The organism is Microbulbifer maximicatervae (SeqCode) (assembly GCF_052468095.1).
Window position 1 is genome coordinate 1402815 of record NZ_CP174332.1, and the last position, 15332, is coordinate 1418146.

The 15332-nt window shown below is 46.2% G+C and carries 10 protein-coding genes; 3 read left to right on the forward strand and 7 right to left on the reverse strand.

Features of this window, described 5'->3' with window-relative positions:
• Positions 1–36 precede the first annotated feature (36 nt).
• Positions 37–3024 (forward strand): TonB-dependent receptor, encoded by a 2988-nt coding sequence (locus ACJJIL_RS06135; protein ID WP_445361417.1) that lies wholly within the window; start codon positions 37–39, stop codon positions 3022–3024.
• 1273 nt (positions 3025–4297) lie between these two features.
• Positions 4298–5818 carry an NADP-dependent phosphogluconate dehydrogenase gene (gnd, locus tag ACJJIL_RS06140; protein WP_444941173.1) on the forward strand — a complete coding sequence of 507 codons (1521 nt, stop codon included), beginning with the start codon at positions 4298–4300 and terminating at the stop codon, positions 5816–5818.
• Positions 5819–5878: 60 nt separating this feature from the next.
• Here the strand turns inward: gnd and rdgC are convergent, their stop codons facing one another.
• From rdgC to ACJJIL_RS06175, 7 genes are all read right to left on the reverse strand, one after another.
• The gene (rdgC, locus tag ACJJIL_RS06145) at positions 5879–6871 is read right to left on the reverse strand and encodes a recombination-associated protein RdgC (RefSeq protein ID WP_445361418.1); all 993 of its coding nucleotides are present in this window, start codon (positions 6869–6871) and stop codon (positions 5879–5881) included.
• A gap of 186 nt (positions 6872–7057) precedes the next feature.
• On the reverse strand, positions 7058–8182 hold the full coding sequence (locus ACJJIL_RS06150) for an alkaline phosphatase family protein (RefSeq protein ID WP_445361419.1): 1125 nt from the start codon (positions 8180–8182) through the stop codon (positions 7058–7060).
• 170 nt (positions 8183–8352) lie between these two features.
• Complete coding sequence (locus tag ACJJIL_RS06155) at positions 8353–10710, reverse strand: TonB-dependent receptor domain-containing protein (RefSeq protein ID WP_445361420.1); 2358 nt, start codon at positions 10708–10710, stop codon at positions 8353–8355.
• A 283-nt stretch (positions 10711–10993) separates the two neighbouring features.
• Positions 10994–11332 carry a hypothetical protein gene (locus tag ACJJIL_RS06160; RefSeq protein ID WP_413662708.1) on the reverse strand — a complete coding sequence of 113 codons (339 nt, stop codon included), beginning with the start codon at positions 11330–11332 and terminating at the stop codon, positions 10994–10996.
• A 10-nt stretch (positions 11333–11342) separates the two neighbouring features.
• Complete coding sequence (locus ACJJIL_RS06165) at positions 11343–11864, reverse strand: hypothetical protein (RefSeq protein ID WP_413662707.1); 522 nt, start codon at positions 11862–11864, stop codon at positions 11343–11345.
• An 89-nt stretch (positions 11865–11953) separates the two neighbouring features.
• A complete protein-coding gene (locus ACJJIL_RS06170; RefSeq protein WP_444914295.1) occupies positions 11954–13048 on the reverse strand; it encodes an alpha/beta hydrolase family protein in 1095 nt (364 codons plus the stop codon).
• A 435-nt stretch (positions 13049–13483) separates the two neighbouring features.
• Complete coding sequence (locus tag ACJJIL_RS06175) at positions 13484–13882, reverse strand: VOC family protein (protein ID WP_444914294.1); 399 nt, start codon at positions 13880–13882, stop codon at positions 13484–13486.
• Between the two features lie 364 nt (positions 13883–14246).
• On the opposite strand from ACJJIL_RS06175, the gene ACJJIL_RS06180 reads away from it, so the two are divergent.
• Positions 14247–15323: a bile salt hydrolase gene (locus tag ACJJIL_RS06180; RefSeq protein ID WP_445361421.1), complete on the forward strand. Its 1077-nt coding sequence runs from the start codon at positions 14247–14249 to the stop codon at positions 15321–15323.
• The last annotated feature ends 9 nt before the right edge of the window (positions 15324–15332 follow it).

The window sequence follows — 15332 nt, forward strand, 5'->3', positions numbered from 1 at the left end:
CCCAATAATACCGACAATAAAGAGAGACGTAGTGTGATGATGAAACCTGTCAAAAAGAAAACATTGATTGCACAAGCGATTTACCAATCTGGATATTCATGCCAAATTACTCCCTGGTACTGCGCCATTGTTGCCTCCTTGGCATTTGCAGTTGTTCCTACCATTTCCAGTGCCCAGGAGAGTGAAGAAGGTAAACACTCAAGACAGGTGATTGAGGAGATCACGGTTACTGCGCAGAAGATTGAAGAGAGTATTCAAGATGTGCCCATTGCAGTATCTGCACTCAGTGGTGACAGTATGGATGACCTTAAAATTGAGCGGGGGGAAGAGTTGCTACGAGCTGTCCCAAATGCCAATTTTTCTAAATCCAACTTCAGCACTTATAACTTCTCTATTCGCGGTATAGGCACTAAAGCTGTTTCTGCTGCTTCAGACCCGGCGGTTGCTGTGAGCTTCAACAATACTCCTTTAATTCGCAATCGATTATTTGAGCAAGAGTTCTTTGATGTGCAACGGGTTGAAGTCTTGCGTGGTCCCCAAGGTACACTTTATGGCCGCAACGCGACAGCTGGCGTAGTTAATATGTTGCCAATTATGCCTGGAGATGAGTTTGCCTCTGAGATCAAGGCGGAGGTGGGCAATTATAATACTAAGCGCGCCAGCGGAATGCTTAACATGCCATTGGGGGAGACCATGGCGTTGCGTTTCTCCGGAGCCATGACAAAGCGTGATGGTTTTGATTACAACACTTATACCGGTAACGATGTTAATGACCGCGATCTATATTCTACTCGTGCAATCTTTGAGTGGGAGCCCAGTGAATCCTTTAGTGCCAATTTAATATGGCAGCACTTTGAAGAAGATGATCGACGCTCGCGCACGGGTAAGCAACTTTGTACAAAAGATCCGGGCCGAACACATATTGGTGATACTGAACTAACAGGCTTTACGCCAGTGTTTTTTAGTCAGGGTTGTCTGCCCAGCTCGATTTATAGTGATGACGCTTACAGCGCACCCAATGCCCAGGGTTTTGCGAGCGTTTTGGCTACCGGGTTAATTGTCACGAGCTATGGCCAGGTTATTGACTGGTTTACTGACCCTTATGCGAATTCAACGCAGTCACGTGATCTTCGTAAAATTGAAACCAGTTATGATCCGGTATTCCGCGCAGAGAATGACTTAGTGCAACTGAACTTCGAATGGGGCCTGACAGACTCTATCACATTTTACTCTCAGTCGACTTATGCTAAGGACGATTACTATTCATCCCAAGATTATAATCGTTATGTTTCAGATCCCATCTTTAATGATGGGGGTAATTTAGAACCTACACCGGGGGGAGTTTTTACTGATCCACAGTTGGGACCCTCTGAAGGACTGTTGGCGGTTGATATTAGTCGATCAGATAATAAACAGTGGAGCCAGGAATTCCGATTGCAGACATCCTTCGATGGTCCTTGGAATTTTTCAGTGGGCACAAACTATTTAGACTTTAAAACCCAAGATGACTATTTTGTATTCAATAATATATTTAGTATGGTGGCGCAATATCTATATAATGCCGACCGCGATGAAAATTTCAACTTACTATTTCAAAACTGTACTGATCCAGAAGTAAATGTTGGTTCAGATTGTATTTATGTTGACCCTAATTCGATAGAAAACATTGATGAGGAAGGACATAACTATTTCTTGAGCCGAAATTTGGTGGAAGTTAATTCTTGGGCATTATTTGGTGAAACTTATTGGCAAATTAATGATGATGTAAAGCTAACTACTGGCCTTCGCTATACAAATGATCGAAAGCGCTCTACTCCAGTACCCAGTCAGCTGTTGTTAGGTACTTTTTATGATCCGGTAACGGGGGAAGTCTCCTCCGGTGAAGTCTCCGGGGGGCTTGTCCATCGAGGCTATCCGGAAGGTGATCCGGCTACTCAGAACTGGAAGGAGTACACCGGGCGTGCAGTTTTGGACTGGAGAACGGATCTGCCCTTTACGGATGAAACTATGCTCTATATGTCCTTTGCCCACGGCTATAAAGGTGGTGGTACTAACCCTCCCCGAGCCGAGGTTGATCCAGCAATAGTACAGTTTCAGCCCCTGGAAGATTCTTTTGAGCCGGAGTTTGTCAACGCAATTGAGTTTGGCAGTAAGAACATTCTTTTCGATGGTAGCTTATCGCTTAATGCTAGTGCCTTTTACTACGATTATACCGACTATCAAGTCTCTCAAATTGTTGACAGAATTTCTCTCAATGAGAATTTTGATGCGGAAACTATGGGGCTTGAGCTTGAGCTGGCTTGGCAGCTTACAGATGCAACACGAATAGATATGAATTTAGGGTACCTTAAAACCCGAATTGCAGATGGAGAGGAATCTGTTGACGTGATGGATCGTACTCAGGGCAATGAAGATTGGGTACTGGTTCGTCCTAGCATCCAGGTGCCGTCTAACTGTATTGCACCTGTGGATTTAGTTGAAGCGGTTATGGCTGCGCCTAATATTTTCGCTATTTGGTCGCTTTGTGCGGGCTCCGCCCAGTATGGTTCATTCTCTCCAGAAATCGAAGTCTCGGATGCATTGCGCCATGATATCAATTATGGAGTTGATCCCTACAACCCGCTAACCGATGCACCTAATGGGGGGCGTGGTTTTGCTGCTGATTTAAGTGGAAATGAGTTGCCCAACGCACCACGTTTCACCGTTAATTTCGGAGTGGAACATACGATTCCTATTGAGAATTGGGATTTAACTCTACGAGCAGATTACTACCGCCAGTCGGAAAGTTATGCTCGTGTATATAATACTGAGTATGATCGTTTGAAGGCTTGGAGTAATCTCAATGCTTCAGTTAGCCTCAGCAATCCTGACTCTGATCTATATATGCAGCTCTACGTGAAGAATATTTTTGATGATGCGCCTATCACTGATATGTTCACTAATAGTGATGATTCAGGTCTTACTACTAATGTGTTTACATTAGAGCCTCGTATTGTTGGCTTAAGTGTTAGTAAAGGGTTTTGATTAATCCGGTGAAATCTGTGATTCATTGTTTAGATTTGATTGAATGAATATGTAGGTTGGTGAGAGGATTTCTTGCCAACCTTTTTTTTGCATTTTTATAGATGTCTTCTGAAGTCTAGCGGTCTTGGCTTTAGGGGCGCTGCCAGTTTTCGTACTGCATATGAGTTTTGGGTTACAAAAATAGTCATTGATTATTGTTGGCAGGTATATAAATTAACTGTTTCCGTAATGCTAGTGTTGTTAGCATCTAGGGCTATTAATTAAGGCGGGATAGACTTGGAGGCTGTATAGGTGAAATGAGAGCTTGTTGAAATTACACTATTAATTTCCCTCTAGCTGTCTGAACCTGCGCTGGGAGTTTTGGCGCTGTTGAAGGTAGTTTATCCATTGGCTGATTCAATGATCTTATGAGGTCTCCAGCATATTCACCGGCTGTCGTCTTAATAAGTCTATTTTTAATGAATATGGTATTGCTCATGCACTTATAGGATAAATCGTGAGGTTCCATCTTGCTGAAAAACTCAATTTATTTTCATCGTTTACTTCTTGCTTTCAGTAAGGTTAAGAGCTTTTATTTTGCGCTTTGCTGTAGTGAAGCGAATGTTGAAATTCCAGTATCTAGGTATCGGCGATAAATCCTGGAAGGCCAAATAATGGATTGATTGTATTTTATGGTTTATTTTATTGTTGGCTTTCATTTGTTAGTAAGCTCAGTTAAGTAGGGTGTCCAAGGTCATCCCTCTCAGTCAAATCTCCAAAGAATATGGGTTTTGCTTTATTAAAATTCACTTGCCTTGATTTAGTTAAAAATTCAATTTAATCGATAAAATGGATTTATAGGCAGATTAAGTAGTTGTGATGGAGAATTGTGGGTTAGTAAAGATAGTGCCACTTACGGTGCATGGGAAACCGGTTGCGTTATTGTGAGGAAGCTCAGTCTCATCGGAAGCGATTTCCCCAATTAGAGTATTGAGCGGATATGTTCTTACTCTTACAGTTCGTTATAAGTTTTTTTGTAAAGCGTCAGAGACTTGAAATAACTTATGGAGCTCTGGTGTCGAGGCAATTGAATTGCCGGCTGGCACCAAAAGATAAAGCGCGCAGGTCGGGAGTATTTGCCCATAGCGGACTACCTGCTATCGGCTTCTACACCTTGTAGGCTGTATTTGCTGCCCTCTGGGCAATTTTGTTTGGTTTTTGCTCTCCCTGCTCCAGATTCATATTGCTATACTCCGCGCCCTTGAAAGCCCCCTGTCTTTATATGGAGAACTTGATGTCTGATTCACAGTGCGATATTGGCTTTATCGGCGCCGGTGTGATGGGTAAGAACCTGATCCTGAACCTGGCCGACAATGGCTATAGGGTCTGTGCCTTTGATTTGGATCACAACCGGCTGAATGCGCTGCTGGAGCAGGACAAGAAAGAGCGTGGAGACCTGCCTGCGCGTGTTGAAGCCTGCAACTCATACACAGAGCTGTTGGCGAAGGTTAAAGCCCCGCACTTGATTATTCTCTCGGTTCCGGCTGGAGCCCCCGTTGATGACGTATGCAGCAAGCTGCTCGATGCGGGCTTGAAGGCTGACGACATCGTTGTTGATACTGGTAACAGCCTGTGGACCGACTCTGTAGAGCGGGCTAAACGGTATGAAGGCAAATTGATTTTCTTCACCACCGCAGTATCCGGTGGCGAAGTGGGTGCTCGTTTTGGGCCATCCCTTATGCCCAGCGGCGACCGTTATGCCTGGAGTCGTATTGAGCCAGTTTGGCATGCTATTGCCGCCAAAGTGGATAAAGCCAGCGGCCAGCCGATTGAGCGCTTTGAGCCTGGCAACCCGGTTCGCGAAGGTGAGCCCTGTGCGGCTTATATCGGCCCGATAGGCTCAGGCCACTATGTGAAGATGGTGCATAACGGTATTGAATATGCCGATATGCAGATGATCTGTGAGGCCTACCATGTGATGCGCACGGCGCTGGGTATGGCCCCAGAGGAAATTGCAGAGGTATTCCGCGAGTGGAATCGAGGCCCGCTGAACAGCTATCTGATCAATATCAGTGCGGAAGTGCTCTCTACCTTGGACTCCGTGACAGAACAACCGCTGGTAGATGTTATCCTCGACCGAGCAGGGCAAAAAGGTACTGGTCTCTGGACAGCCATGAGCAGTCTGGAAGTGGGCTGTCCGGCTCCGAGTATTGCCGAAGCGGTTTACGCCCGTTCATTATCTACCCGGAAGGTATTGCGCACCCGCGCAGCGAAGAAGCTGCAAGGGCCTGAGTTGACACCAGTGGCTTCAGAGCAGCGGGAAGAGGTGATTGCACAGCTACACGACGCTCTCTACTGCGCAAAAATCTGTGTTTACGCCCAGGGCTTCGATTTGATGAAGCTGGCTGCGCGGGAGCAGGGATGGCAGTTGAACTTCTCTGAAATTGCCAGAATTTGGCGTGCAGGCTGCATCATTCGAGCAGTGTTCCTGCAATCTATTAGTGATGCTTACGATCGAGATTCCAAGCTTTCCAACTTGCTGCTGGATGATTTCTTCACCCAGCAGATTGCCGATCACCAGGCCAACTGGCGCCAAGCGGTGGCGAGCGCCACTCTGAATGGTATTCCGGTACCGGCCCTGTCATCGGCGCTCAATTACTACGATGCCTTCCGCACCGAGTCGCTGCCGGCGAACCTGCTACAAGGACAGCGGGATTTCTTTGGAGCCCATACCTTTGCGCGTGTGGACCAACCTGAGCAGCGCAAGTACCACGTTCAGTGGACCGAACCAGGCCGCCCAATGGTTGAGATCTGATTGATGGGGTAGGGGGGAGGTGATACGTGCCTTTCAGGTACGTATCACTATCTGAGTTCCCTAAAGAACGACCTCTTCTACCTCTTTGGCCAGGGCCTCCACCTCTTGGCGGCTGGCTTTGGCCACCAGTTCCTCTACGCTAGCTGACTCGGTGTTTACGCCACCGAAGGCAGAGAGCAAGTCCTTGGTCAGGGCTGAGATTTCCAGAGTCATCACCGCAAAATCTGCATCAAATCGCTGGGCTGCACCTTCTGCATCGGCACTATCGGCCTTCTCCAGAAGCTCGTCACTGAATTTGATGCGCTTTAGGGACAGCTGATCATCTACCAGGAATTCAACGCCCCCACGCCAGGTCAGTCCCAGCTTGTGCACTTGTAGTCCCGCCACCAAGTGATTATGAATTTCCTCGGCACAGAGGTCCTGGTTTTTACAGCGGATAACACTGCCGCTGTCTTTGGGATCGCGCAACTCGCATTCGTGGCCAAAATCAAATTGAAGCGGTGCTTCAGGGGCACTGAGCCAGTGGGTCATCGTTTGCTGAGGCAGGTTCTTAGCGGAGAGTGGTACCACGGCAAGGCTACTGATAGCCTCGCGGAGGTTCTCCAGCAGTTCCTCGGCGGCGGAGGCAGAAGAGGCGTCAACCACTACCCAGCCATCCTGAGGTGCAATATAGGCATATTGCAGACGGGAGCGAGCGAATGCCTTGGGGCGCATTTCAAGGAGAATCTCGTCTTTAAGGTTTTGCCGCTCCTTGCGACCTACCTGCCTGGCTTCTTTTTCAGAAATAGCTTGTGCCAGCTCTTCAACTTTCTCATTGACTACCGCAGCAGGAATCACTTTTTCTTGCTTCTTAGCACAGACCATTAGGTAGCCATTCGTTGCGTGCACCAACTGGCTGCCGTGGCGCCCTAGTGGAGGCACCCACCCATAGCGAGTGCTGTCCTGACTGCCACAGGGAACAAATGCATGGGGCTCCAGCAATTCGTTCAATTTTTCAGCATCCAGGGAAAATTCTTTCGTCAAACGATAAATACGGAGGTTTTTAAACCACATACATCAGGCCATCTGTTTTCAGTTGCGAGTGCGGCCTGCATTATGCGGAAACCGGGGCGGGGCAGCTAGAGCCTGTTAACACTAAATTGATGGGTTCTTTAAGTTGTTATCAGGCTCCAGAATATTATTGCCTAAGGTGGTGAAAATTTGTTCAGCCGAACTTGTCAGGCCTGGCTGAACAAAGGTTTATTTGAGAATACTGTCTATTGCTTTGCCACTATCCTGCGAGAACTCTTCTGACTTATGGCCGAGCAGTTGTAGTGCGGTTGCGGCTATCTGATCCTGAAAAATGGCTTCTCCCCTGGATACTTCCCCCAAGGCCTTAATGTCTGGGCCCAGTGCGGCAATCCAGATTTCATTGGAGCCGGGTATACCCGCTTTGTGGGGGTGGTCTTCTTTACCGAAGTATTGGGTCAGTGCAGGGCCACTGGCGTGGTGCGGCCAGGATTCAGCGGTGTTGCCACGCCCGTGGTCAACGGTAATGAGTAGGTTGGTATTGTCTCGGTATTGATCAAGAGATTGCAGTGTCTGCCAGAGTTTGGCGAGTATCATGTCGCTCCGATGTGCGGAGTGGAGATACTGGTGATATTCCTCATCGTGGGCAAAATCGTCAGTTTCACCCAGGGCAATGTACATTACCTTGGGCTTTTTGCTAATTAAGTACTCTTTTGCAAATCCATAGGTAAATGCATCGGGCCGCACGTTTTCCCAGAAAACCGGCAGTTGCCCCTGCAAGTCATTGAGAAACTCTGCTCTTTGGCTCAATTTTGGCCAATCGGCAGCTTTCAGGCCCGCGTTAATGTAAATACCACTGCGATCACGATTAAGTATCGAGGAGAATACCCCCCAGCTACCGAATGCAGCGATTTGGCCTTTGTACTCAGATTTGCTGTTTAGCCACTCGAGAAAGGTAGTATTGGCATTGGGAGTTGGGTCGTTACTATTGATTTTGGGGTCGGCGGAGCCGGTTAAAATCTCATTGTAACCGGGATAGGAAAACCACCAGCTATTGGTAACTTGTGCTTTAGACCCCTTGTCGCGATTGCCTATTAAAACCCCTTCTTTAGCCACTGTTTGCCAGATAAAAGGCAATAATTTCTGACGTTTTTCGGTGAGTGAATCGCCGTGAAAGTGATTGATAAGGTCTTGTTTATTTTCAGTGAACTCTGTGTGGTTGAGAAGTTCAGGGTCATAACCGGAGAACACTTCCTGCCAGCGCAAACCGTCGATAGTAACTAATACGAGGTTGTCTGCGGCAAGGGATTGAGTAGAAAGAAACAGGGCCAGGATTGCTGTAGTCAATCTGTTCATTGAAAGAGCTCTTTGCATATTTTTGGATTATTTATATTTGTCGCAAATAATCAAAATTATTTTCGACTATATTTATTATTTATTGCACTTTGTTTTTGAATCTACTGCCTGACTAAACATACGCACAATCGGCTAGCATTTCCAGCCGATCGTGTGGCTGCCAAAAAAACTTAGAAATCAATAGTTGCAGAGAGTGAGGCTGTCCGTGGAGCACCAATCCAGGCACCGCCAGAGACGACAGTTCCTAAGTAATCCTCATCCAGTAAATTATTTATCACTAAATTCAGGTTGGCTCCCCGTAGTGCCGGGCTAAATTCTCCCAGATTCATGCCCAGGTAGGCATCGACAACTATATAGGAGTCGGCTGTCCAGCTATTGTCTAAGTCGACAAAGCGATCTCCGGTAAACTTACTGGAGATACCGCCGTAAAATATTTCAGAATTCCAATCCAGGCCAATCACATAGAGTTGATCAGCTATTCCGACTACGTCATTCCCTGGTGTTATTCCTTGAGTTTCATCTACTGCTGAGTTTCCTGAGCCAATATAGGTAGTGTCCAGCAGGGTATAGGATGTATAGAGATTTAGAGTTTCTGATAAATCGTAGTCCAGGAAAAGTTCCAGACCATCAGATTCGATTCCGCCGGCATTAAAATAGGTCCCATTGGTACCTATCAAATAGTTATTACCTGCGGAAGTATTGTTATCCAGGAAAATGATCCGGTTTTCAAAATCATTTTGAAAATAGGTGGCAGTTGCCGAGAAATTATCGGCGGTATAGCGAAGCCCTAGCTCTGTGGTCTCTGAGGTTTCCGGTTCGATATTGTCGAGATCTGAATCGGGCCGCTCTAATACGCTGTCTCCAATCGCCTTAAAGTTTTCAGCGTAGCCTGCGAACAGCTCTGCACCTTCCAGGGGTGTTTCCCAAATCAAACCGGCGGAGAGCAGGATATCTGAATCAGAGTCAACACTTGCATCGGAAGACTCCTGAAACAGATCTTCCCTTTCAACATCGACAAAGAACTGCTTGGCGCCCAGTGTCAAAGTGAGAGTGTCGATGGTCAGGGAGTTCTGTAAATACCACTTTGTGCTGGTGGAGGGGTAACTGCGGTCGTATTGCACCCAATAGGGTGTTGAATTGAAACTGGCACCTTGAGTTGCATCAGTGATTTTGTGCCAATCGCGGTGTTCGTCACGGGTGGAGTCTTCATACCAGAGGCCGCCGCGCAGCTCATTGTCTAACCCGGCGATGGTGGTAGCGTATGTAAAGTCTAGAGTCAGTCCGGCACGCTCTTTCTCATAATGAGTGTGCCGATAAGACATCGTGGGTATGGCGCCCTCTGCATAGCAATCTGGATTGTAGGCCGGTCCTGAATCGCCATAGATATTGGTGACTGACGCTGTACATGTTTCATCATAAGTAAGGGCATTGCCATTGGCATCAACAAAATAAATGATGCCCGACTGGCTACCGCCATAGGCAGTTGAGCCGCCGAGGAACTCGGACTCGCCCTGTTCGCTGTCATCTGTAATATCAACCAGGTAAGGGGGCACCCAGTCCCCACGGCCTTCGTTGCTGTGGTAGTAGAGTCCGGCCTGTAGATTGAATGAGTCTGTCAGGTCAAAATCGAACTGGGTGTAGGCCAGCAGGTTCTCGCGCAAGGTAGACCAGCCACGGCGATAGAGTTGATCGATATAGGGAATACCGGACCAGTTGCCGGTAAGGAAATCGTTTTCAGGGTACTCTTCAAATTGGGCGTCCGAATAGACTCGTTGATAATTATCTTCGTGGATATCGTCGTAGGATATGTAGGCCTTGATGGTACCAGCTTCCAAGCTGGTCACTAGTTTTGCCGCGATGTGCTCTCGTTCATTCTCAGCAGTTTCAGTAATCCAGTCGGTCGCTTCCTGGTTAGAGTATGAGATCCAGGCTTTGCTATTCCCGGCAAAAATACCAGTGTCATAGCGAAAATATACTCTCTGTGCATCAAATTCGCCTGTGGACAGCTCTATTCGACTGCGCTGTGTGTCCAAAGGATCATCAGTGCGATAATCAATAGTGCCTCCCAGGGCTTCGTGGGAACGTGAAGCGATATCTGAAGTACCCTGTGATACTTCTACTGAACCGATATTACCCGGATCAACAAAGCGGTTTGCTTTTGAGCCTCCACCGTAATTCGAACCGCCATTGGGAATACCATCGATGGTGGTGCCAATTTGCTGTTCATCTAAGCTGTTAGTAAATCCGCGAATACTGATATTGGTTGACCAGTCGTCAAAGCCGTAAGTATCTCCTTCATTGACTGAGACACCGGGGAGGTTATCGATCAATGCATTAACGCTGGTGATAGAGGACTGTTGCTTGCGCATTGCCTCAGATACTTCGCTGCTGTTAAAAGTGCTACCGGAGCCCAGAACCATTACTTCTTCAATTTGTGCGTTGCTGAGGTCTTCAGCGGTCACGGGACTGGCACTTATTATTGTGGCCACTGAAATGGCGGCTGCCAGGTAGGTCTTTTTAGTATTCATCGGGATACCCCAGTTTGTAGTGATTCAGCAAGTGTTAACCAGCCTGGTTAGTGGCTTGGGTTATTTGCGCGCGTACATTGACGCGTCTTGATGAATAATTCTTTACAGGGGGGTTAAACTCTTTTTACCCGTTGGTGAATGCTCAATAAATCCTGAGAGCCAGAAACATGAGCTGATTCAGACTGACTAAATAGTGTCCTTAGTAGTGGGGGTGATTCGGTGAGTAATCTTGATTGAGTGTAGGGGGGAGGGCTGAGTTACCCCAGCCCAATTTAAACAGAAATCAGATAGCAGCTTTCAAGGAAATGCCGGTGCAAGCTTCAATTGTTCCCCAGAGAACTCCCAAAACTGCATTCCAGACTTTCTCAATGGTGACTAACAGGAGTCCACGTAAAGTGTTGGCGAAGTTCTTGGCCATATCCTCCAGGGAGTCGAGAAAGTAATCTTGCAGGTCGCCAGATATTTCATCAGATGCAATTGCTTTAGCAATCATTTTTGTTTGCTGAGCCATTGCGGATAACTGGCGCTCGGAAAATCCCCTGAGTTCAGAAATATCACTGTTGATTACCGCAGAAGCTGCCCCTTTGATATCGGCAACGAGTTGGTTAACGTCAATAGACATAGTAATTTCCTCAGCGATTCAGAAAAGACTCATAGGTGAGTGCTTGGTCCATGGAAACAACAATTTCATTTTTGAATAGAGAAACAGCGGTTGCGTTTAGGCCCTTATCTTCATCTACCGTGCGCATCATGTTCAAACTCTCTGAAATTTTCTCCAGTGACGCAACACTGGGGGGTTCCCGCTCAAAGCTAATATTCCTGCCAGAAGATTCCAAATAGTTGTTAATCTTTTTGAGTAGTTTACTTTCAGGCGCAGGGCGGGTTTTCGATTGCATAGCCAGCGCATCTACTTTGCCGATCAATGCATGGTATCTCTCATCTCTTTTTGAGTAAGAATCTTTGTTAGTTCCACTGGAAACTGAAGAGAAAAATTCCATTATCTCTACATTGACAGTGGTTAAATCTGAGTATAGCGCGGCATCATAGCGCGGCGCCATTTGTGAGCATCCGCTAACTAGAATGGTAAGAAAGGCTAAAACTGCAAAGATTGCTATTGGCTGCCTTATCATGACAACTCCCCCTTTAATTTTCATTTTAATAGTTCAATTCGACTCTTTTCAGCCGCCTAAAGGGTGGCTGAGAGATATACAGTTCTTTCCAATTTTTTCGTCTGGGTACCCATTTATACCGGTTCCAAAATCTCATGCGAGGTCGGCGAAATACTGGGATCATTTTTCTTTTCAAAGTAAGTCAGCAGTAAGCGAACAGCCTCCTGATTATCGAAATATCGGGAGTGAACTCGGGCTGCCAGTTTGTCCGGAAAAGTACCGTAAGACCCGATAATTCTCTCATAACAGTGGTGACGTGCTGGGACCGCAGAACCACTGGCAAACCAGTCTGAGTGAGATTTGATATCAATCCACTCGATTAGATCTTTTCTTTGTGACAGTTGTTCTACTTCATTCTGCAGCCAAGGAGCTTGCTTGCCCAGAACTTCGATTAGGGACCCCATTGTTAGGATACGGATAGGTTTACCGATTGGCGGAAGATCGGCAAAAAGGTCTACAGTAACAACACTGCCAAAACTATGTCCGACAATAGTTACGGAATCGTAGTCGTATAGTTTAATACTGTTTTCGAGCTGTTCTCTGACCCGTCGGATAATCTCAAAGCGGACTGCAGGCTTGCCCTTGGCGGCCGGCTCGTTGGTGAGATAGCGCTTACAAAAGTCAGAAATATCTACTAGTAAGGCAACCGGCATCACGGCAACTACGGCAGTCGCAATCAGCCAGATCCGCCAACCCCCTATATACTCAACACCTTGCTTGAGCTGTTGTACTGCGGGATAAAAGGGACTATCGCTGGTGGGCTCAACAGCTTCGACAAATAAGATAATGGTACCTATGTACCAAACAATAAAGGCTAATGCTGAAAGGGTTAGACCAAATGTCAGGTACTTTCGTTTAAGCACTCCTTTCCAAATATGGAGGTTGGCCAGCCAGAACCAGATTAGGGAGAAGCCTCGGGCTAAGCGGACTTTCAGACTCTGCTGCGTAATGCTAGGAACCAAGTCGTTCCAGTAAGCTTCAGCCAGGTCAAGCTCCTGTTTATCGTTGACCCTCAGGCGGTTGATGCCGGCAGGGACGGTAGGATCAGAAATCTGAGTGAGAGGCATACGCTCACTGGCTGCGATCATTCCCTCGGTGAACTCTGACAGTTGGGCGGTGCTGGTGACTCGCGTCAATCCGGGCACCAGCATAATTAAGCTTCTTTTCATTGTTATTCCAATTGGCTCTACTCTGGAGATATAACCTTCTGCCAAGGTTTGCTCCTGCCTTTGTTTTTTCTGTGTGAAAATGGTTTCAGTAAGTGAGTATTTCCATATATAAGTACGCGAGCCAGTAGCTAGCTGTGGTGCATCTCAGTGGTGAAATTTTGTGCGATAGTCAGCTTTACACTAATCGAAGGACATTGGACATAGAGATTTGTCAACTGAGTGTTACTCGATTTATATGTGATACAAAACGAGATGTAAATATAGAAAAGAAAAAGATTTATTGATTGGAGGGGGAAAAGCCGCTTCGTGGCTCTTTTCTTAAATTGCTTACCGGAAGTTATCCCATCGCGGCTAAGGGGGGAGACTAGCGAAGGTGAAGAACTGTCGCTGCTTACACCGCACTCTGTGGAGGAATCAGAAGCGACAGGTTAAAATTTACTCTACGGTTTCTTTTTGTAGTTCAACTAAAATAAATTCGTTGCCGTAGAGATCTTTAAAGTGGGCAAATTCTGCCCCCCCTTCAGAAGTGGGTGGCTTGCTGAAGTGAACGCCATTTTTTGCAAGTTTTTTATACTCTCTATCAAAATTATCTGTATAAATAACGGCACAAGGCTGCCCTGCAGTTTGTGTTCCCACTTTCTTTTGCTGGCTTTCAGAAGTTGCCTGAAGTAACCATATACCCATATCTTTTTGTGCCGGAAGTCGAATATGAACAAATCGATGTGGTGCTGCTTGAGAGTCAATAAATACTTCAAACCCCAATTTGTCACGATAAAAGGCAATAGCTTCTTCATAGTTGTTGACTAGGATTACCAGTCTGCCAATTGAGTTCATTAGGGGCTCCGTGATTGGCCTTATTGCTACTTCGATAAGAGGGATTATTTCTTTTTGGTTAATAGGTGTACAGTTTTTCAAATAGTTTTTATTTGAGTAGCCTATACCAAAATGAATGCTTTTAGCGTGAAGCTGATTAGCTGTAAAAGTTTACTGAAGTTACAAGATATTTGAACTGTACATGTTGAAAGCGGTGTCAGTTTCTGGACCTTTACGCCAAGGTTGCCAAGTATTGGAATGAAAGACAGTCTCACCATTGTTGGCCATCTATGATGGAAACCGGACTTTCTATTGTTTATAGCCGATTATAGTGACTGTAAACGATCAGTATATTAATTAATGATTTCGAGGGATGGTTGGCAAAGTGAAAAGGATTTCATATTTTTCTAAAGCTATAAACTCCGTTATGGTTTTTGTTGTTGTAGTGCTGTGCCTACTCGAGCCCAGGTCTTCGATTGCTTGTACCCGAATACTCTATGAAACTGGTGATAAGACCTATATTACTGCCCGTAGCATGGACTGGAGTGATACCGATGCAGCTATGGCATTTTGGGTTTTCCCTCAGGGGATGGAGCGCAATGGTGGCTTGGGCCCAAAATCTATTACTTGGACATCGAAGTTTGGCTCAATTGTTATCAGTATTTACGATGCGGCTACAACTGATGGGCTCAATGAAAAGGGCCTCGTAGGCAACCTTTTATACTTGGCTGAGGCAGATTATGGGAGTGCTGCCGATAGGGATAAGCCGACTATCTCTGTTGGGGCCTGGTTGCAATACATCCTGGATAACTACGCAACGGTTGATGCTGCGGTAAAGGGGTTAAAGAGTGACCCATTCACTGTGGTTGGCGCAGATCTTCCCAATGGGAGACCGGCAAGTACACATATTGCAATTTCAGACCCCAGTGGTGATTCCGCTATTTTTGAATATCTTGATGGTGTGCTAAAGATCCATCACGGTAAGCAGTTTACGGTAATGACTAATTCTCCTCCTTATGATCAGCAACTGGCAATCAATTCCTATTGGAATTCAATTGGAGGCCAAAACTTTCTACCGGGTACAATTAGTGCGGCGGACAGGTTTGTACGGGCGAGTTATGCTTTAAAAACATCACCAGAATATAAAAAGTATCGCGATGCATTAGCATCCGCATTCTCTCAAATTCGTGCTGTCAGCGTGCCGCTGGGAATGGATGATCCAGATAAACCCAATATAGCCTCAACATTGTGGCGGTCGGTTATTGATCAAAAAAGTAGCCGCTACTATTTCGACTCTGTTATTAATCCATCAGTAATTTGGCTGGATATGGATAGTGTTTCTATTGAGCCGGGATCTAAAGTAATGACAATGAAATTAGATACTCCAATGGATACTGGTGGGGAAGTGGCATTTAAGTTGAGTCCTTCAGAACCCTTTAAGTTCCTCGCTCCAGGTAGCTGAATAAATACG

Coding starts and splice junctions, on each gene's coding strand:
- ACJJIL_RS06135 (WP_445361417.1), top strand. CDS start 37: ATGATGAAACCTGTCAAAAAGAAAACATTGATTGCACAAGCGATTTAC.
- gnd (WP_444941173.1), top strand. CDS start 4,298: ATGTCTGATTCACAGTGCGATATTGGCTTTATCGGCGCCGGTGTGATG.
- rdgC (WP_445361418.1), bottom strand. CDS start 6,871: ATGTGGTTTAAAAACCTCCGTATTTATCGTTTGACGAAAGAATTTTCC.
- ACJJIL_RS06150 (WP_445361419.1), bottom strand. CDS start 8,182: ATGAACAGATTGACTACAGCAATCCTGGCCCTGTTTCTTTCTACTCAA.
- ACJJIL_RS06155 (WP_445361420.1), bottom strand. CDS start 10,710: ATGAATACTAAAAAGACCTACCTGGCAGCCGCCATTTCAGTGGCCACA.
- ACJJIL_RS06160 (WP_413662708.1), bottom strand. CDS start 11,332: ATGTCTATTGACGTTAACCAACTCGTTGCCGATATCAAAGGGGCAGCT.
- ACJJIL_RS06165 (WP_413662707.1), bottom strand. CDS start 11,864: ATGAAAATTAAAGGGGGAGTTGTCATGATAAGGCAGCCAATAGCAATC.
- ACJJIL_RS06170 (WP_444914295.1), bottom strand. CDS start 13,048: ATGAAAAGAAGCTTAATTATGCTGGTGCCCGGATTGACGCGAGTCACC.
- ACJJIL_RS06175 (WP_444914294.1), bottom strand. CDS start 13,882: ATGAACTCAATTGGCAGACTGGTAATCCTAGTCAACAACTATGAAGAA.